18 protein-coding genes are annotated in these 17,564 nt (G+C 61.0%); 14 read left to right on the top strand and 4 right to left on the bottom strand.

The features are described 5' to 3' along the window. The first annotated feature begins 34 nt into the window (after positions 1 to 34). The 4 genes from MF6394_RS06800 to purT all read left to right on the top strand — a co-directional run bounded on the left by MF6394_RS06800 (position 35) and on the right by purT (position 2,638). Positions 35 to 559, top strand: a complete 525-nt coding sequence (locus MF6394_RS06800; RefSeq protein WP_044272404.1) for a gamma carbonic anhydrase family protein — start codon at positions 35 to 37, stop codon at positions 557 to 559. Beyond that, the gene (locus MF6394_RS06795) at positions 556 to 771 is read left to right on the top strand and encodes a DUF1289 domain-containing protein (protein WP_003193973.1); all 216 of its coding nucleotides are present in this window, start codon (positions 556 to 558) and stop codon (positions 769 to 771) included. Before MF6394_RS06800 ends, MF6394_RS06795 begins: the two co-directional genes overlap by 4 nt. Before the next feature lie 147 nt (positions 772 to 918). After that, positions 919 to 1,386: a preQ0 transporter gene (locus tag MF6394_RS06790; protein ID WP_003193971.1), complete on the top strand. Its 468-nt coding sequence runs from the start codon at positions 919 to 921 to the stop codon at positions 1,384 to 1,386. Between the two features lie 70 nt (positions 1,387 to 1,456). After that, the gene (purT, locus tag MF6394_RS06785) at positions 1,457 to 2,638 is read left to right on the top strand and encodes a formate-dependent phosphoribosylglycinamide formyltransferase (RefSeq protein WP_017139720.1); all 1,182 of its coding nucleotides are present in this window, start codon (positions 1,457 to 1,459) and stop codon (positions 2,636 to 2,638) included. Positions 2,639 to 2,743: 105 nt separating this feature from the next. Here the strand turns inward: purT and MF6394_RS06780 are convergent, their stop codons facing one another. The 3 genes from MF6394_RS06780 to MF6394_RS06770 form a co-directional block, all read right to left on the bottom strand. Next, positions 2,744 to 4,054: an MFS transporter gene (locus MF6394_RS06780; RefSeq protein ID WP_078466367.1), complete on the bottom strand. Its 1,311-nt coding sequence runs from the start codon at positions 4,052 to 4,054 to the stop codon at positions 2,744 to 2,746. A gap of 345 nt (positions 4,055 to 4,399) precedes the next feature. Further along, positions 4,400 to 5,638 (bottom strand): transporter associated domain-containing protein, encoded by a 1,239-nt coding sequence (locus tag MF6394_RS06775; RefSeq protein WP_078466366.1) that lies wholly within the window; start codon positions 5,636 to 5,638, stop codon positions 4,400 to 4,402. Positions 5,639 to 5,650: 12 nt separating this feature from the next. Further along, on the bottom strand, positions 5,651 to 6,463 hold the full coding sequence (locus MF6394_RS06770) for a cytochrome C assembly family protein (protein WP_034115853.1): 813 nt from the start codon (positions 6,461 to 6,463) through the stop codon (positions 5,651 to 5,653). A gap of 232 nt (positions 6,464 to 6,695) precedes the next feature. Between MF6394_RS06770 and ffh the strand changes: the two genes are divergently transcribed. The 6 genes from ffh to MF6394_RS06740 all read left to right on the top strand — a co-directional run bounded on the left by ffh (position 6,696) and on the right by MF6394_RS06740 (position 10,764). Continuing rightward, on the top strand, positions 6,696 to 8,072 hold the full coding sequence (ffh, locus tag MF6394_RS06765) for a signal recognition particle protein (protein ID WP_003193965.1): 1,377 nt from the start codon (positions 6,696 to 6,698) through the stop codon (positions 8,070 to 8,072). 251 nt (positions 8,073 to 8,323) lie between these two features. Then, positions 8,324 to 8,575, top strand: coding sequence for a 30S ribosomal protein S16 (rpsP, locus tag MF6394_RS06760; protein ID WP_003175899.1), 252 nt, complete (start codon positions 8,324 to 8,326; stop codon positions 8,573 to 8,575). Between the two features lie 5 nt (positions 8,576 to 8,580). Beyond that, the gene (gene rimM, locus MF6394_RS06755; protein WP_003175898.1) at positions 8,581 to 9,117 is read left to right on the top strand and encodes a ribosome maturation factor RimM; all 537 of its coding nucleotides are present in this window, start codon (positions 8,581 to 8,583) and stop codon (positions 9,115 to 9,117) included. Then, positions 9,099 to 9,872 (top strand): tRNA (guanosine(37)-N1)-methyltransferase TrmD, encoded by a 774-nt coding sequence (gene trmD / locus MF6394_RS06750; protein WP_153475158.1) that lies wholly within the window; start codon positions 9,099 to 9,101, stop codon positions 9,870 to 9,872. The genes rimM and trmD overlap by 19 nt, the downstream gene beginning before the upstream one ends. A gap of 45 nt (positions 9,873 to 9,917) precedes the next feature. Beyond that, the gene (rplS, locus tag MF6394_RS06745; RefSeq protein WP_003175895.1) at positions 9,918 to 10,268 is read left to right on the top strand and encodes a 50S ribosomal protein L19; all 351 of its coding nucleotides are present in this window, start codon (positions 9,918 to 9,920) and stop codon (positions 10,266 to 10,268) included. An 82-nt stretch (positions 10,269 to 10,350) separates the two neighbouring features. Next, the gene (locus tag MF6394_RS06740; protein ID WP_078466365.1) at positions 10,351 to 10,764 is read left to right on the top strand and encodes an acyl-CoA thioesterase; all 414 of its coding nucleotides are present in this window, start codon (positions 10,351 to 10,353) and stop codon (positions 10,762 to 10,764) included. Here the strand turns inward: MF6394_RS06740 and MF6394_RS06735 are convergent, their stop codons facing one another. Further along, entirely contained in the window at positions 10,765 to 12,573 is a 1,809-nt protein-coding gene (locus MF6394_RS06735; protein WP_047711701.1) for a cation:proton antiporter, read from the bottom strand. A gap of 107 nt (positions 12,574 to 12,680) precedes the next feature. On the opposite strand from MF6394_RS06735, the gene xerD reads away from it, so the two are divergent. The 4 genes from xerD to thrC all read left to right on the top strand — a co-directional run bounded on the left by xerD (position 12,681) and on the right by thrC (position 17,367). Continuing rightward, a complete protein-coding gene (gene xerD / locus MF6394_RS06730) occupies positions 12,681 to 13,577 on the top strand; it encodes a site-specific tyrosine recombinase XerD (RefSeq protein ID WP_047711700.1) in 897 nt (298 codons plus the stop codon). A 148-nt stretch (positions 13,578 to 13,725) separates the two neighbouring features. Further along, positions 13,726 to 14,457: a thioredoxin fold domain-containing protein gene (locus tag MF6394_RS06725; RefSeq protein ID WP_003193960.1), complete on the top strand. Its 732-nt coding sequence runs from the start codon at positions 13,726 to 13,728 to the stop codon at positions 14,455 to 14,457. 128 nt (positions 14,458 to 14,585) lie between these two features. Continuing rightward, entirely contained in the window at positions 14,586 to 15,890 is a 1,305-nt protein-coding gene (locus tag MF6394_RS06720) for a homoserine dehydrogenase (protein WP_032895431.1), read from the top strand. A 67-nt stretch (positions 15,891 to 15,957) separates the two neighbouring features. Beyond that, a complete protein-coding gene (gene thrC, locus MF6394_RS06715; protein WP_003193958.1) occupies positions 15,958 to 17,367 on the top strand; it encodes a threonine synthase in 1,410 nt (469 codons plus the stop codon). Positions 17,368 to 17,564: the final 197 nt, after the last annotated feature.

Raw genomic sequence — 17,564 nt, 5'->3', positions numbered from 1 at the left:
CCATCGCTTAAATGGCATGCCGTGAGGAAAAACCATGAAATACCGCCTGGGCGACGCCCGCGTCGAGACGCACCCCCACAGTTGGGTGGCACCCAATGCCACCTTGGTGGGCAAGGTCAAGCTGGAGGAGGGCGCCAACGTCTGGTTCAACGCGGTATTGCGTGGCGATAACGAACTGATCCTGATCGGCAAGAACAGCAACGTGCAGGACGGCAGCGTGATGCACACCGACATGGGCTACCCGCTGACCCTCGGCACCGGCGTGACCATCGGTCATAACGCCATGCTGCACGGCTGCACGGTCGATGACTACAGCCTGATCGGCATCAACGCGGTGATCCTCAATGGCGCCAAGATCGGCAAGCACTGCATCATCGGCGCCAACTCGCTGATCGGTGAGGGCAAGGAAATCCCTGACGGCTCGCTGGTCATGGGCTCGCCGGGCAAAGTGGTGCGTGAGCTGACCGAGGCGCAAAAGCGCATGCTCGAAGCCAGCGCCGCGCACTATGTGCATAACGCGCAGCGTTATGCCCGTGATCTGGCTGAGCAGCAGGAATGAGCACAATTGAACGACCGGTCGCCTCGCCCTGCGTGAGCATTTGCGCGCTGGATGATGACGATATCTGCACTGGCTGCCAGCGCAATGTGGATGAGATCACGCGCTGGAGCCGCATGGACAACGCCGAGCGCCGGGTGGTGCTGGGGTTGTGCCATGAACGGGCGGTGGCGAGTGGGATGATGTGGATGACCCCTGGGAAATCTGGCGCCTGACAGGCCGCCATCGCAGGCAAGCCAGCTCCCACCCTTGATGTGTGAATACCCTCAAATGTGGGAGCTGGCTTGCCTGCGATGAGGCCCTGCCAGACGACATCCTTGTAATTGTGTACCCTGTGCGGCATTACCCACAGGTCCATCCCCATGTTTTTCCTGATCGCCTACATCAGCAGCGTCGTGCTGATCAACTTCGCCTTCTCCACCGCCCCGCACCTGGACGTTATCTGGTCCGCTTGGGGTGGCCTGGTATTTATCCTGCGCGACATGGTGCAAACCCGCTTCGGCCATGGCGCAATCATCGCCATGCTGGCGGCGCTGGTGCTGTCCTATATCACCTCCGACCCGTCCATCGCCCTGGCCAGTGCCACGGCGTTTGCGGTGTCCGAGTGCATTGACTGGCTGGTATTCAGCATCACCAAGCGCCCGCTGCATGACCGCCTGTGGATAAGTTCGGCGCTGAGCATTCCCCTCGATACCTTTATCTTTTTCGGCCTGATCGGCGCACTGACGCCGGCGGTGGCGGGCACTGCACTGGTGTCCAAATTCGCCGGGGTCACCGTGGTCTGGCTGATCATGGCCTGGCGCATCCGCCGGCGGGCCGTCGCCAACTGAGGCCAATTTTTACAGTTCATGTAAAATGCCGGCCTTTCTCCCCCATGATCCGCTCCCCTGAGGACCTGAGATGACCCGAATCGGAACTCCATTGTCGCCAACCGCGACCCGCGTTTTGCTGTGTGGCTGCGGTGAGCTGGGCAAGGAAGTGGTAATCGAACTGCAACGCCTGGGCGTTGAAGTGATTGCCGTGGATCGCTACGCCAACGCGCCGGCCATGCAGGTGGCGCACCGTAGCCATGTGATCAACATGCTCGACGGCGCCGCGTTGCGTGCGGTGATCGAGGCGGAGAAGCCGCACTTCATCGTGCCAGAAATCGAAGCCATCGCCACCGCGACATTGGTTGAGCTGGAGGCCGAAGGTTTCACCGTGATTCCCACCGCCCGCGCCACGTCGCTGACCATGAACCGTGAAGGCATCCGTCGCCTGGCCGCCGAAGAGCTGGACCTGCCGACCTCGCCGTACCACTTCGCCGATACCTTCGAAGACTACAGCAAGGCCGTCCAGGACCTGGGCTTCCCGTGCGTGGTCAAGCCGGTGATGAGTTCGTCGGGCAAGGGCCAGAGCCTGTTGCGCAGCGCCGACGACGTGCAGAAAGCCTGGGACTACGCCCAAGAGGGCGGGCGTGCCGGCAAGGGCCGGGTGATCATCGAAGGTTTTATCGACTTCGACTACGAAATCACCCTGCTGACCGTGCGTCACATCGGCGGCACCACTTTCTGCGCGCCGGTGGGCCATCGTCAGGAGAAGGGCGATTATCAGGAATCCTGGCAGCCGCAGGCCATGAGCCCGATTGCCTTGGCGGAATCCGAGCGCGTTGCCAAGGCGGTAACCGAAGCCTTGGGTGGTCGTGGTCTGTTTGGTGTGGAATTGTTCATCAAGGGCGACCAGGTGTGGTTCAGCGAAGTGTCGCCGCGCCCCCATGACACTGGCCTGGTGACCCTGATTTCCCAAGACCTGTCGCAGTTCGCCTTGCACGCTCGCGCCATCCTGGGTCTGCCGATCCCGTTGATCCGTCAGTTCGGCCCTTCGGCGTCGGCGGTGATTCTGGTGGAAGGGCAGTCCACCCAGACCGCATTCGCCAACCTTGGCGCCGCGCTGAGCGAGCCGGATACAGCGTTGCGTCTGTTTGGCAAACCTGAAGTGAACGGCCAGCGCCGCATGGGCGTGGCGTTGGCGCGGGATGAGTCGATTGAAGCGGCTCGGGCTAAAGCGACCCGTGCTTCCAAGGCTGTTGTTGTAGAACTCTAAAGCGGTCCCTGTAGGAGCGAGCTTGCTCGCGAAGGTATTTCAGGCACATTGCGGTGTCGGATGTACCTTTTTCGCGAGCAAGCTCGCTCCTACAGTTTTTGGCTTTCAGGCGACCTTGTTCAAGTCGTTATCCCGCGTCTCTTTCAGGCACAGCACCGCAATCAAACTCAGCAACGCTGCCGCCGACACATACCCACCGACATAACTCAGCCCGCCCATCGCCACCAGCTTGGTCGCGAAGAACGGCGCCGCCGAGGCCCCCACGATCCCACCCAAGTTATAGGCGGCTGATGCGCCGGTATAACGCACACGCGTCGGGAACAATTCCGGCAGCAGGGCACCCATCGGTGCGAACGTCACGCCCATCAAAAACAGCTCCAGCGCCAGAAACAGCGCCACGGCCCAGGTCGAGCCATGGGTCAGCAGCGGCTCCATGGTAAAGCCCGACAGAATCGCCAGGACCGCACCGACGATCAACACCGGCTTGCGCCCGTAGCGATCACTGGCCAGGGCGGCCAATGGCGTTGCCAGCCCCATGAACAACACCGCGAAACACAGCAGGGCGAGGAAGGTTTCACGGCTGTAGCCCAAGGTGGAAACACCGTAGCTCAACGAAAACGCCGTGGTGATATAGAACAGCGCATAGCACACCACCATCGACGCGGCGCCCAGCAGTACCGGCAGCCAATGCTGGCTGAACAGTTCCACCAATGGCACTTTCACCGGTTTTTCCTTAGCCACGGCATTGGCGAATACCGGCGTCTCATGCAGCTTGAGGCGCGCATACAGGCCCACCATCACCAGCGCGGCGCTGAGGATGAACGGAATGCGCCAGCCCCAGCTGCGGAACTGCTCGTCATTCAGGCTCATGGCCAAAATCAGAAACAAACCGTTGGCTGCCAGGAAGCCAATCGACGGGCCCAGTTGCGGGAACATGCCGAACCAGGCGCGCTTGCCCTTGGGCGCGTTCTCGGTTGCCAGCAAGGCCGCACCGCCCCATTCCCCGCCCAGGCCCAAGCCTTGGCCGAAGCGCAAAACACACAAGAGGATCGGGGCCCAGGCGCCGATGCTGTCGTAGCCCGGCAGCAAGCCGATCAAGGTGGTACACACGCCCATCAGCAGCAGCGAAGCCACCAGGGTGGATTTACGGCCGATACGGTCACCGAAGTGGCCGAATAACGCCGACCCCAACGGGCGGGCGATAAAGGCGATGCCGAAGGTCAGGAACGACGCCAGCATCTGCGCGGTGCCGGAGGTCTGGGGGAAGAACACCGGGCCGATCACCAGGGCGGCGGCCGTGGCGTAGATGTAGAAGTCGTAGAACTCGATGGCGGTGCCGACGATGCTCGCGGTGGCGACGCGGGCGGTCGAGTTGGCTGGGGCGGCGCTCGCGGCCTCTTGGTAGGTGGTGCTCATGACGTTATCCCTGACGGTTATTGCGCGTTTGGACGCGGATTATTATTGGTCGAACACCCATGGATCAGGGTTGTGCGCGGGGCGGCTCGGGATGGGAGCAAACACCGGTCGGACATGGTAAGGCGGTGCCAGGACACGCTGGGTGCGGGTAGCACGCGGTCGGGCGGGGCTTGGGTAAGCCGCAGGGATTATAGGAAGGGGTTTGTGGGTTTGGGAACCCACAGCAGATCAAGTGTGGGAGCGGGCTTGCTCGCGAATGCGGTGTATCAGTGGCAGATGTTCTGACTGAACCACCGCATTCGCGAGCAAGCCCGCTCCCACATGGGAACGTGTGTGTCCAGATGCTTATGCAGCGACTGGCACGTGGCTGGTATGCCAGATCAACACCTTGCTCACCCGGTTGTCCTCGGTCTCGAGGATTTCCAGGCGATAGCGGCCGACTTTCAGGCACACCGCGCAATCGGGAATGGTCTCCAGCGCCTCGGTGACCAGGCCGTTGAGGGTCTTGGGGCCGTCGCTGGGCAGGTGCCAGCCCAGGCTTTTGTTCAGTTCACGGATCGAGGCGGCGCCGTCGATGATGTAGCGACCATCGGGCTGGGCTTCGATATGCGGGTTATCCACAGCCTGATCGCTTTCGAATTCGCCGACGATCTCTTCCAGAATATCTTCCAGGGTGACAATGCCCAGCACTTCACCGTACTCGTCCACTACCATGCCCAGGCGCCGCTGCTGTTTGTGGAAGTTCAGCAGTTGCAGCTGCAACGGCGTGCTTTCCGGCACGAAGTAAGGTTCGTGGCAGGCGGCGAGCAGGGCCTCTTTGGTCAGGCTGGCGTCGGGCAGCAGGTGTTGGACCTGCCGGGTATTGAGCACGGCCTGCACCTGGTTGATGTCGCTGTGGAACACCGGCAATCGGGTGCGTGGCGAGGTACGCAACTGTTCGATGATGTCTTCTATCGGCTCATCGAGGTTGATGCCGTCCACTTCGCTGCGCGGCACCAGGATGTCGTTGACCGTGATGTTGTCCAGGGCATGGATACCGGGCAGGCCAGGCGTGCGGTCGGCGTCGGTGTCGGGTTCTGTGTCGTCGTCATGGTCGGGCACGGGCTCGTCGCTGTTTTTGACCATGCCGGATTTGCGTGCAAACGGGCGCAATAACAGCAGGCTGATGCCATTGAGCAGCCAGGCCAGGGGGTAGAGGATTTTCAGCGGCACGCCCAGCAATGTATTGCCAAAGCCCAGCACTGCTTGCGGGTGACGGGTGGCCAGGGTGCGGGGCAGGTAGTCGGCCAGCACCAGCAGCCCTGCGCAGGAAATCAGCCAGCCCAGCCAGGGCCCGTTCTCTGCCCAGGCATAGATTGCCAGCAGGGTGCAAAGAATCACCACGGCGGCGCGGCACAGGCTGTTGCACAGGATCAGGCTATGGCGCGGGAAACTCAGGCGCGCAGCCGCCTTGTCGCCCTGGCGTGTGCCTGGGCGCAGGGCCAGCAGGTGTTGTTGTGCGGCTTCTATGGCAGTAAACAGCGCCGCCCACAGAATCAGCAGGGCAATTACGGCGAGCATCGGCCCTAAGGGCAAGTTGTCCATGATCACTGCCCGTCAGATATGCAGGATGTATTCGCGAACCAGCTTGCTGCCGAAATAGGCCAGCATCAACAGGCAGAAACCGGCCAGGGTCCAGCGGATGGCCTTGTGCCCGCGCCAGCCGAGGCGGTTGCGCCCCCACAACAGCACGCTGAACACCACCCACGCCAGGCACGCCAGCAAGGTTTTATGCACCAGGTGCTGGGCAAACAGGTTTTCGACGAACAGCCAGCCGGAGATCAGCGACAGCGACAGCAGGGTCCAGCCGGCCCACAGGAACCCGAACAGCAGGCTTTCCATGGTTTGCAGGGGCGGGAAGTTCTTGATCAGCCCCGACGGGTGCTTGTGCTTGAGCTGGTGATCCTGCAGCAGCAGGAGCAGGGCCTGGAACACCGCGATGGTGAACATGCCGTAGGCGAGGATCGACAGCAGGATGTGGGCGAGGATGCCCGGCTCCTCGTCGATCACCTGTACGGTGCCGGTGGGGGTGAACTGCGCCAGCAGCACCGTCAGCATTCCCAGGGGGAATAGCAGCACCAGCAGGTTCTCCACCGGAATCCGGTAGCAGGCCAGCAGCGTCAGCGCGATGACGGCCGCGGCGATCAGGCTGGCGGCGCTGAAAAAGTCCAGGCCCAGGCCAACCGGGGTCATCAGGTGGGTGAACAGGCTGGCGGCATGGGCCAGCAGGGCCAGCACGCCAAGGCCGACGAGCAGACGTTTGTCCGCTTTGGTGCCTTGGGCCAGACGAGTGCCCTGATAGAGGGTCGCAGCGGCATACAAAATGGCGGCGGCGAGGCTGGGTAGCAAACTGGGTGACAAGGGGAGCATAAATCCTGGTAGGCAAGCCCGAAAGGCGTTGAGTTTGGCACACACCTGCGTTGCACGAAAGACTCCCGCGCCAGACAGCGGGTGTGCATGGGCGCAGTCTTCGCTATAATCCGCGACCTGCCCACGCCGCAGGCTCGGCGAACGCTGTTTTTAATAGCGATTTCCCCCAGCCTGGGCCGCCATTACCTCGGTCTACCTGCATTTCGATGAATAGGGCCTGAAAGGATCGCGCATGTTTGAAAACTTGACTGACCGTCTCTCGCAGACGCTGCGCCACGTTACCGGCAAGGCCAAGCTGACCGAGGACAATATTAAAGACACCCTGCGTGAAGTGCGCATGGCGTTGCTGGAAGCCGACGTGGCTTTGCCGGTGGTGAAGGACTTCGTCAACTCGGTCAAGGAACGTGCGGTCGGCACCGAAGTGTCCCGCAGCCTGACTCCGGGCCAGGCCTTCGTGAAGATCGTCCAGGCCGAACTCGAAAGCCTGATGGGCGCGGCCAACGAAGACCTGAACCTCAGCGCCGTGCCGCCAGCCGTCGTGCTGATGGCGGGTTTGCAGGGTGCGGGTAAAACCACCACAGCCGGCAAACTGGCGCGCTTCCTTAAAGAGCGCAAGAAGAAATCCGTGATGGTGGTGTCGGCCGACGTATACCGTCCGGCGGCCATCAAACAGTTGGAAATGCTCGCGGGCGAAGTGGGCGTGACCTTCTTCCCGTCCGACCTGAGCCAGAAGCCGGTCGACATCGCCAACGCCGCTATTAAAGAAGCCAAGCTCAAGTTCATCGACGTGGTCATCGTCGATACCGCCGGTCGCCTGCACATCGACGAAGAGATGATGGGCGAGATCAAGGCGCTGCATGCCGCGATCAACCCGGTCGAGACCCTGTTCGTGGTCGACGCGATGACCGGCCAGGATGCGGCCAACACCGCCAAGGCCTTTGGTGACGCACTGCCGCTGACCGGGGTGATCCTCACCAAGGTCGACGGCGACGCCCGTGGCGGTGCCGCGCTGTCGGTACGTGCCATCACTGGCAAGCCGATCAAGTTCATCGGTATGGGCGAGAAGAGCGAAGCGCTCGAGCCGTTCCACCCTGAGCGTATCGCCTCGCGCATCCTCGGCATGGGTGACGTACTCAGCCTGATCGAGCAGGCCGAAGCCACGCTCGACAAGGACAAGGCCGACAAACTGGCCAAGAAGCTGAAGAAGGGCAAGGGCTTCGACCTCGAAGACTTCCGCGACCAGCTGCAACAGATGAAGAACATGGGCGGCCTCGGCGGCCTGATGGACAAGCTGCCCAACATCGGCGGTGTGAACCTGGCGCAAATGGGCAACGCCCAGGGCGCGGCAGAGAAGCAGTTCAAGCAGATGGAAGCCATCATCAACTCCATGACCCCGGCCGAGCGCCGCGACCCTGAGCTGATCAGCGGTTCGCGCAAGCGCCGGATCGCCATGGGTTCCGGCACCCAGGTGCAGGACATCGGTCGCTTGATCAAGCAGCACAAGCAGATGCAGAAGATGATGAAGAAATTCTCCGCCAAGGGCGGTATGGCCAAGATGATGCGCGGCATGGGCGGTATGTTGCCCGGCGGCGGCATGCCTAAAATGTAAAGTATTCGAGCGTAAGCCTTGCTTGCGCTCCGCCCCACAAGGATGTGGGATCTCCAGCAAACCCGCCGTTGGCGGGCGCTGACTCGCCGTTTTAACCGACGGCTCTATAGCAGATCTGAATGGCACGCTGATAGGCGCCAGAAAAAGACATTTGCAAAAGTCCGGATATTCCTTAGAATATGCGGCCTTTCGGGCACCTATGCCCGCTGTGCATTTAGATTTGCAGCACCGACTACAGGAACGATGTTCACATGCTAACAATCCGTCTTGCCCTTGGCGGCTCCAAAAAGCGCCCGTTTTACCACTTGACCGTAACCGACAGCCGCAACCCGCGTGACGGTTCGCACAAGGAACAGGTTGGTTTCTTCAACCCTGTTGCTCGTGGTCAAGAAGTTCGTCTGTCCGTGAACCAAGAGCGCGTAGCCTACTGGCTGAGCGTTGGCGCACAGCCATCCGAGCGCGTTGCAAAACTGTTGAAGGACTCGGCTAAGGCCGCAGCCTGAGCAATATGAACGCGACGCCAGCTGTTGCTGATGATTTGATCGTTATCGGCAAGATTTACTCTGTTCATGGCGTTCGCGGCGAAGTGAAGGTGTATTCCTTTACTGATCCGACTGAAAACCTGTTGCAGTACAAGACCTGGACGCTCAAGCGCGAAGGGAGTGTGAAACAGGTAGAGCTGGTCAGTGGACGCGGGAGCGACAAGTTCCTGGTCGCAAAGCTCAAGGGTCTTGATGACCGTGAAGAAGCTCGTCTTCTGGCCGGTTATGAGATCTGCGTGCCGCGCAACCTGTTCCCTGAATTGACCGACGGCGAGTACTACTGGTACCAGCTGGAAGGTCTGAAGGTTATTGATCAACTCGGGCAATTGCTGGGGAAAATCGATCATCTTCTGGAAACCGGCGCCAATGATGTAATGGTGGTCAAGCCTTGCGCTGGCAGCCTGGATGACCGTGAACGCCTGTTGCCCTATACCGAGCAATGCGTGTTGGCCGTCGACCTGGCAGCGGGCGAGATGAAGGTGGAATGGGACGCGGACTTCTAAGCGTGGCTAATTTGCGCATTGAAGTGATCAGTTTGTTTCCCGAGATGTTCTCCGCCATCAGCGAGTACGGCATCACCAGTCGGGCGGTGAAACAGGGGCTATTGCAGCTCACCTGTTGGAACCCGCGAGACTACACGACGGATCGACATCACACTGTGGACGATCGCCCATTTGGCGGTGGCCCGGGCATGGTGATGAAGATCAAGCCCCTGGAAGATGCGTTGGTTCAGGCCAAGGCAGCCGCCGGGGAGAAGGCGAAGGTAATTTACCTGTCCCCTCAAGGCCGTCAGCTGAAACAGGCGGCGGTACGCGAACTGGCGAATGAGGAAAGTTTGATCCTGATTGCCGGTCGCTATGAAGGCATTGACGAGCGTTTTATTGAAGCTCATGTCGATGAAGAGTGGTCGATTGGGGACTATGTCCTGTCTGGCGGCGAGCTGCCGGCGATGGTCCTGATAGATGCGGTTACACGACTGCTGCCCGGAGCTTTAGGGCATGCGGACTCCGCGGAGGAAGATTCCTTCACGGATGGTTTGCTGGATTGCCCGCACTACACCCGTCCGGAGGTGTATGTGGATCAGCGTGTTCCCGACGTATTGCTAAGTGGCAATCACGCACACATCCGGCGTTGGCGTTTACAGCAGTCCCTTGGTCGGACCTATGAACGACGCGCCGATCTTCTGGAAAGCCGCTCGCTTTCTGGAGAAGAGAAGAAGCTGCTCGAGGAATACATCCTCGCGCGGGACGATAGTTAACAACGTATCGATGGTAGGTCCATTGACTTACCTTAGGAGCACAGCATGACTAACAAAATCATCCTTGCACTCGAAGCAGAGCAGATGACCAAAGAGATCCCTACCTTTGCCCCGGGCGACACTATTGTCGTTCAGGTGAAAGTGAAGGAAGGCGACCGTTCGCGTCTGCAAGCGTTCGAAGGCGTGGTAATCGCCAAGCGTAACCGTGGTGTGAACAGTGCTTTCACTGTTCGTAAAATCTCCAACGGTGTTGGCGTAGAGCGTACTTTCCAGACCTACAGCCCGCAAATCGACAGCATGGCCGTCAAGCGTCGCGGTGACGTACGTAAAGCCAAGCTGTACTACCTGCGTGACCTGTCCGGTAAAGCAGCTCGCATCAAGGAAAAACTGGCTTAAGTCCAGCTTCCCGATGCAGAAAAAAGCAGCCTACGGGCTGCTTTTTTGTGCCTGAAATTTGCCTATCTACCGGTATTGACCCATGACCACCCGCCTCGAAAAAATCCAGCGCCGCACCGACCTGTCGGTCACCCACGTGACCAAGGCCGTGTTCCCGCCCACCACCAACCACCACAACACCCTGTTCGGCGGCACTGCCTTGGCATGGATGGACGAAGTGTCGTTCATCACCGCCACGCGTTTCTGCCGCTTGCCTTTGGTGACGGTCTCCACCGACCGTATCGACTTCAACCACGCGATCCCGGCCGGCTCTATCGTTGAGCTGATCGGCCGGGTGATCAAGGTCGGCAACACCAGCCTCAAGGTCGAAGTGGAAGTGTTCGTGGAGAGCATGAGCGCGGATGGCCGTGAAAAGGCGATCCAGGGCGTGTTCAGCTTCGTCGCGATTGACGCAGATAAACGCCCTGTCCCGGTATTGCCTGGGTTTGTTGACTGATTACTCGGCGGTGCTGGCCTGCGGTTGAATCACTGCCAGCAAGGTCCAGCCCGCTACAGGCTTCAAGTGGCTCTCGGGCGAGACCACGTGCACCCAGCCGCTGGTATCCCGAGCAAACAGCAAGGTAGCGCGCTCCCCGTGCAGCGCCTGGTATTGCTCCCAGCCAAAGCCGTCGGTGAGGCTGGTGCTGTACAGTTCGGCGCCTTGGCCCAGCAGGCTGGCCAATTTGGTGTAGCTCAAGGGTTGGCTGCCCAGCAAGTGGCCACGGTGTTCATGGCTGGCTTTGTGCTTGTCGGTGCGGCGGCTTTCCTGGCTGCTGGCCAGGGCGAACAGGCGATGGCCGAAATCATGGCGAAAACGCATGGTGGCCAAGGCATTCAGTTCGCCGGAAGGCGAGAGCGCAAGCAGATGACCCAGGCCGACCAGGTCCAGATGGGACTCGGCATGCTGGGAGGCCGGGTTGCCGAAGTAGGTGGGCAAGCCTTCCATACGACTGGCGCGGATGTTTTCCCAGCTTGAGTCGGTCAGCAGTACGCGGCTGCCCAACTGCTGCAACGCCTTGCCGAGCGCCCGCGCCGGGCCGTTCGCACCCACGATCAGGAAGCCGCTGGGCGCCGGCTCAGCGACTTTGAGCAGGCGGGCCAAGGGGCGTGCCGTGGCGCTTTGCAGCACGACGGTGCCGATGATCACCGCGAAGGTCAGCGGCACCAGCAACAACGCGCCTTCGTGGCCGGCCTCATCCAGGCGGATCGCAAAGATCGCTGACACCGCCGCCGCCACGATACCCCGTGGGGCGATCCAGGCCAACAGCGCGCGCTCGCGCCAGTTCAGCCCGGAGCCAAAGGTCGAAAGCGCCACGTTCAATGGGCGTGCAATGAATTGGATGATCAACAGCAGGATCAACACGAACGGGCCCAGGGCGATCATGGCGTTCAGGTCCAGGCGTGCCGCCAGCAGGATAAACAGCCCGGAAATCAGCAACACGCTGAGGTTTTCCTTGAAGTGCAGGATGTGCCGTACATCCACGCCTTTCATGTTCGCCATCCACATGCCCATCAGCGTGACCGCCAGCAGGCCGGACTCATGCATCACCTGGTTGGAGGCAATGAAGATGCCCAGCACGCCCGCCAGTGTCGCCAGGTTATGCAGGTATTCCGGCAACCACTGGCGGCGCATGATCTGCCCCAGTACCCAGCCACCGGCGATGCCGAACAGGCTGCCGCAAAGGATAACGCCGCCGAAGGTCAGCAGGCTGTGGCTCAAACCGTCGCCCGATGCACTGGCGATGATAAAGCTATACACCACTACCGCGAGCAGCGCGCCAATCGGGTCGATGACGATGCCTTCCCAGCGCAGGATGTTGGCGATGGAGGCTTTGGGGCGTACCACGCGCAGCATGGGCACGATCACGGTTGGGCCGGTGACCAGTGTCAGGGTGCCGAACAGCAGCGCCAGCATCCAGTCAAAACCCAGCAGCCAGTGGGTGGCCAGGGTGATCACTGCCCAGGTCGAGAGTGCGCCGACGGTGACCAGTCGGTGGACGACGCTGCCGATTTCCTTCCATTCCGACAGGTGCAGGGTCAGGCTGCCTTCAAACAGAATCAGCGCCACCGCCAACGACACCAACGGCATCAACAGTGGGCCGAACATTTCCTGCGGGTCGAGCCATCCGAGTATCGGCCCTGCCAGAATCCCGCTCAGCAGAAGAAACAGAATCGCCGGCAGTTTCAGGCGCCAGGCCAGCCACTGGCAGCCGAGTGCGGCCACGCCAATGCCGCCAAAAGCCAACAAAATCTGTTGTTCGTTCATTAAAGCTTCCTGTTCCTTGAATTAGCGGGCTATGAAAGACTAATGGCTCTTGCCACAGTTCACTAAATAATTCGCGTATTGCCTTGTGCTGCGTTGCTTGAGTGCCCATGCCTGCCATAGACCATCCCCTGATCGACCGCTTCCTCGACGCCCTCTGGTTAGAAAAAGGCCTGTCGGACAACACACGCCAGGCGTACCGCAGTGACCTGGCGCTGTTCAACGGCTGGCTGCAGGAGAAAAACCTAGAACTGATCAATGCCGGGCGCGAGCTGATCCTCGATCACCTGGCCTGGCGCCTGGAGCAGAACTACAAACCGCGCTCCACCGCGCGATTTCTCTCCGGTGTACGTGGCTTTTATCGCTACCTGCTGCGGGAAAAACTCATTGCCGTCGACCCGACCCTGCAAATCGACATGCCGCAACTCGGCAGGCCGTTGCCCAAGTCCTTGTCGGAAGCCGACGTCGAGGCCTTGCTCGCGGCCCCGGACCTGAGCGAGGCCATCGGCCAGCGCGACCGCGCCATGCTGGAGGTGCTGTATGCCTGCGGCCTGCGCGTGACCGAACTGATCAGCCTGACGCTGGAACAGGTCAACCTGCGCCAGGGCGTGTTGCGCGTGATGGGCAAGGGCAGCAAGGAGCGGCTGGTGCCCATGGGCGAGGAGGCGATTGTGTGGGTCGAGCGCTACATGCGCGATGCGCGCCACGAACTGCTCGGCGGGCGCCCCAGCGACGTGCTGTTTCCCAGCCAGCGCGGCGAGCAGATGACCCGCCAGACCTTCTGGCACCGCATCAAGCACCAGGCCAAAGTGGCCGGGATCGGCAAGGCGCTGTCGCCCCACACCCTGCGCCATGCGTTCGCCACCCACTTGCTCAACCACGGCGCGGATTTGCGCGTGGTGCAAATGCTGCTGGGGCACAGCGACTTATCCACAACCCAGATCTACACCCATGTGGCACGCGCACGTTTGCAGGACATGCACGCCAAGCATCACCCACGCGGATAAAACCGTCAGAAATGGCCCATTTTACCTGTCGCGGGCTGCCCTCCCGCCCAACTGTGGTAGGCTTTGCCGGTTCGCAAAGGGGACGGCATCCATTGTGGTCCAGATCAGTATTCTGCTCCCGTCCCTGCCTCTGCCTTCAGGAGTTCCCATGCGCTTGACCCAGATTATTGCCGCCGCAGCCATTGCGTTGGTTTCCACCTTTGCGCTCGCCGATGATGCGGCCGAGCAGACCATCCGCAAGAGCTTGGCGAACCTGGCGCTCGACACGCCTATCGAAAGCATCAGCGCCAGCCCCATGGCCGGCCTGTACGAAGTCAAACTCAAGGGCAGCCGCGTGCTGTACGCCAGTGCCGATGGCCAGTACATCGTCCAGGGCTACCTGTTCCAGCTCAAGGACGGCAAGCCGGTCAACCTGACCGAGAAGGCCGAGCGCCTGGGCGTGTCCAAGCTGATCAACGGCATCCCGGTGGCTGAAACCGTGGTTTACCCCGCCATTGGTGAAACCAAGACCCACATCACCGTGTTCACTGACACCACGTGCCCGTACTGCCACAAGCTGCACGCTGAAATCCCGGCGCTGAACAAGCTGGGTGTGGAAGTGCGCTATGTCGCCTTCCCGCGCCAGGGCCTGGGTTCGCCGGGTGACGAGCAGTTGCAGGCAGTGTGGTGCTCGGCCGACAAGAAAGCGGCCATGGACAAGATGGTCGATGGCAAGGAAATCAAGTCGGCCAAATGCGCCAACCCGGTTTCCAAGCAGTTCGCCCTGGGCCAGTCCATTGGTGTGAACGGTACACCGGCCATCGTTTTGGCCGACGGCCAGGTGATTCCGGGCTACCAGCCGGCGCCGCAAGTTGCCAAACTGGCACTGGGTGCCAAGTAAGCATTTATCGTTGAGCCTTTGACGATCATGGCCCGCCGAACCGTCGGCGGGTCATTAATTGAGAGCCGCAGTTGTGCGGCTGTTTTCACGGCCGACCTAGCGTCGGCCGTTTCATGGGGAGTTCTTCAGTGAAACCGGTCAAAGTAGGCATCTGTGGGTTAGGGACCGTCGGTGGCGGTACCTTCAACGTACTTCAGCGTAACGCTGAAGAAATTTCCCGCCGCGCAGGTCGCGGGATTGAAGTGGCGCAGATTGCCACGCGTTCGCCAAAGCCTCAGTTCGAAACGACCGGTATTGCGATTACCAACGATGTGTTCGCCGTGGCCACCAACCCTGAGATCGATATCGTCATCGAGCTGGTGGGCGGCTACACCGTGGCCCGCGAGCTGGTGCTCAAGGCCATCGAGAACGGTAAGCACGTGGTCACCGCCAACAAGGCGCTGATCGCCGTGCACGGCAACGAGATCTTCGCCAAGGCCCGCGAGAAGGGCGTGATCGTGGCGTTCGAAGCCGCGGTGGCCGGTGGTATCCCGGTGATCAAGGCGATCCGTGAAGGCCTGTCCGCCAACCGCATCAACTGGGTGGCCGGCATCATCAACGGCACCGGTAACTTCATCCTCACCGAAATGCGCGAGAAGGGCCGTACCTTCGAAGACGTGCTGGCCGAAGCCCAGGCCCTGGGTTACGCCGAAGCCGACCCGACCTTCGACGTGGAAGGCATCGACGCGGCCCACAAGCTGACCATCCTGGCGTCCATCGCCTTTGGTATCCCGCTGCAGTTTGACAAGGCCTACACCGAAGGCATCACCAAGTTGACCACCGCCGACGTCAACTACGCCGAAGCCCTGGGCTACCGCATCAAGCACCTGGGCGTGGCGCGCAGCACCGCGGCGGGCATCGAGTTGCGTGTGCACCCGACGCTGATCCCGGCCGACCGCCTGATCGCCAACGTCAACGGCGTGATGAACGCGGTGATGGTCAACGGCGACGCCGCCGGTTCCACCCTGTTCTACGGCGCCGGTGCCGGCATGGAGCCGACCGCGTCGTCGGTGATCGCCGACCTGGTGGACGTGGTTCGCGCCATGACCAGCGACCCGGAAAACCGCGTGCCGCACCTGGCCTTCCAGCCGGACTCGCTGTCGGCCCATCCGATCCTGCCGATCGAAGCCTGCGAAAGTGCCTACTACCTGCGCATCCAGGCCCAGGACCATCCAGGCGTGTTGGCCCAGGTGGCCAGCATCCTGTCGGAGCGCGGTATCAACATCGAGTCGATCATGCAGAAGGAAGTCGAGGAGCAAAACGGCCAGGTTCCGATGATCCTGCTGACCCACCGCGTGCTCGAACAGCACATCAACGATGCCATCCACGCCCTGGAAGCCTTGCAAGGCGTAGTGGGCCCGGTGGTGCGGATTCGCGTTGAACACTTGAACTAACCGATTTGTTCCAGGGGCCCCGTCCATTCGGCGGCCCCTGTTCGAGAATGTTTTAGAGGAGCCAGTCATGCGTTATATCAGCACCCGCGGCCAGGCACCGGCCCTGAATTTCGAAGACGTTCTGCTGGCAGGCCTTGCCACCGACGGCGGCCTGTATGTGCCGGAAAACCTGCCACGCTTCACCCAGGAAGAAATCGCTTCCTGGGCCGGCCTGCCGTATCACGAGCTGGCTTTCCGTGTGATGCGCCCGTTCGTGACCGGTAGCATTCCGGATGCGGACTTCAAGAAGATTCTGGAAGAAACCTACGGCGTGTTTTCCCACAACGCCATCGCGCCCCTGCGCCAATTGAACGGCAATGAGTGGGTGCTGGAGCTGTTCCACGGCCCGACCCTGGCGTTCAAGGACTTCGCCCTGCAACTGCTGGGTCGCCTGCTCGACTACGTGCTGGAAAAGCGCGGCGAGCGCGTGGTGATCATCGGCGCCACCTCCGGCGATACCGGTTCGGCGGCCATCGAAGGGTGCAAGCACTGCGAGAACGTCGACATCTTCATCCTGCACCCGCACAAGCGTGTGTCCGAAGTGCAGCGTCGCCAGATGACCACCATCTTCGGTGAGAACATCCACAACATCGCCATCGAAGGCAACTTCGATGACTGCCAGGAAATGGTCAAGAACAGCTTCGCTGACCAGAGCTTCCTCAAGGGCACGCGCCTGGTGGCGGTGAACTCGATCAACTGGGCGCGGATCATGGCCCAGATCGTCTACTACTTCCACGCCTCGCTGCAGTTGGGTGGCCCGGCGCGTTCGGTGTCGTTCTCGGTGCCGACCGGTAACTTCGGCGACATTTTTGCCGGTTACCTGGCGCGCAACATGGGCCTGCCGATCAACCAGTTGATCGTCGCCACCAACCGCAACGACATCCTGCATCGCTTCATGAGCGGCAACCAGTACGTGAAGGAAACCCTGCACGCCACGCTGTCGCCGTCCATGGACATCATGGTGTCGTCGAACTTCGAACGCCTGCTGTTCGACATGCACGGTCGCAACGGCGCAGCCTTGGCCGAGCTGATGAACAGCTTCAAGCAAGGTGGCGGCTTCAGCGTCGAACAAGAGCGCTGGACCGAAACCCGCAAGCTGTTCGATTCCCTGGCCGTGGACGACGCTCAGACCTGCGAAACCATCGCGCAAGTCTATGCCGAGACCGGCGAAGTGCTCGACCCGCACACGGCCATCGGCGTGAAAGCCGCCCGCGAATGCCGCCGCAGCCTGGATATTCCAATGGTGATCCTCGGTACCGCGCACCCGGTCAAGTTCCCGGAAGCGGTGGAGAAGGCCGGCATTGGCAAGGCGCTGGAACTGCCGGAGCATTTGACCGACCTGTTCGAGCGCGAAGAGCGCTGCACCGTGTTGGCCAACGACCTGAAGGCGGTGCAGGCGTTTGTCAGCCAGCATGGCAATCGGGGCAAGCCGCTCTGATCGACAGGGCTGCCTGACGGCCGAGGGGCGTCTTTGTGCTGCCCATCGATCCAAAATGTGGGAGCGGGCTTGCTCGCGAATGAGATGGATCAGTCACACATTCAGTGACTGACACAGCGCTTTCGCGAGCAAGCCCGCTCCCACATTCGAGACGGTTTCATCCACCCAAGACATGGTGGGGCAACAGTCAGCTTTTT

This window comes from Pseudomonas sp. MF6394 (genome assembly GCF_002018845.1).
Lineage (GTDB): Bacteria > Pseudomonadota > Gammaproteobacteria > Pseudomonadales > Pseudomonadaceae > Aquipseudomonas > Aquipseudomonas lactis.
Note: the sequence above shows the minus strand (reverse complement) of the source record. Positions and strands in the feature narration are given on the sequence as shown.

Excerpts from the sequence above, each read along its gene's own strand:
- MF6394_RS06800 (WP_044272404.1), top strand. The coding sequence starts at position 35 with ATGAAATACCGCCTGGGCGACGCCCGCGTCGAGACGCACCCCCACAGT.
- MF6394_RS06795 (WP_003193973.1), top strand. The coding sequence starts at position 556 with ATGAGCACAATTGAACGACCGGTCGCCTCGCCCTGCGTGAGCATTTGC.
- MF6394_RS06790 (WP_003193971.1), top strand. The coding sequence starts at position 919 with ATGTTTTTCCTGATCGCCTACATCAGCAGCGTCGTGCTGATCAACTTC.
- purT (WP_017139720.1), top strand. The coding sequence starts at position 1,457 with ATGACCCGAATCGGAACTCCATTGTCGCCAACCGCGACCCGCGTTTTG.
- MF6394_RS06780 (WP_078466367.1), bottom strand. The coding sequence starts at position 4,054 with ATGAGCACCACCTACCAAGAGGCCGCGAGCGCCGCCCCAGCCAACTCG.
- MF6394_RS06775 (WP_078466366.1), bottom strand. The coding sequence starts at position 5,638 with ATGGACAACTTGCCCTTAGGGCCGATGCTCGCCGTAATTGCCCTGCTG.
- MF6394_RS06770 (WP_034115853.1), bottom strand. The coding sequence starts at position 6,463 with ATGCTCCCCTTGTCACCCAGTTTGCTACCCAGCCTCGCCGCCGCCATT.
- ffh (WP_003193965.1), top strand. The coding sequence starts at position 6,696 with ATGTTTGAAAACTTGACTGACCGTCTCTCGCAGACGCTGCGCCACGTT.
- rpsP (WP_003175899.1), top strand. The coding sequence starts at position 8,324 with ATGCTAACAATCCGTCTTGCCCTTGGCGGCTCCAAAAAGCGCCCGTTT.
- rimM (WP_003175898.1), top strand. The coding sequence starts at position 8,581 with ATGAACGCGACGCCAGCTGTTGCTGATGATTTGATCGTTATCGGCAAG.
- trmD (WP_153475158.1), top strand. The coding sequence starts at position 9,099 with ATGGGACGCGGACTTCTAAGCGTGGCTAATTTGCGCATTGAAGTGATC.
- rplS (WP_003175895.1), top strand. The coding sequence starts at position 9,918 with ATGACTAACAAAATCATCCTTGCACTCGAAGCAGAGCAGATGACCAAA.
- MF6394_RS06740 (WP_078466365.1), top strand. The coding sequence starts at position 10,351 with ATGACCACCCGCCTCGAAAAAATCCAGCGCCGCACCGACCTGTCGGTC.
- MF6394_RS06735 (WP_047711701.1), bottom strand. The coding sequence starts at position 12,573 with ATGAACGAACAACAGATTTTGTTGGCTTTTGGCGGCATTGGCGTGGCC.
- xerD (WP_047711700.1), top strand. The coding sequence starts at position 12,681 with ATGCCTGCCATAGACCATCCCCTGATCGACCGCTTCCTCGACGCCCTC.
- MF6394_RS06725 (WP_003193960.1), top strand. The coding sequence starts at position 13,726 with ATGCGCTTGACCCAGATTATTGCCGCCGCAGCCATTGCGTTGGTTTCC.
- thrC (WP_003193958.1), top strand. The coding sequence starts at position 15,958 with ATGCGTTATATCAGCACCCGCGGCCAGGCACCGGCCCTGAATTTCGAA.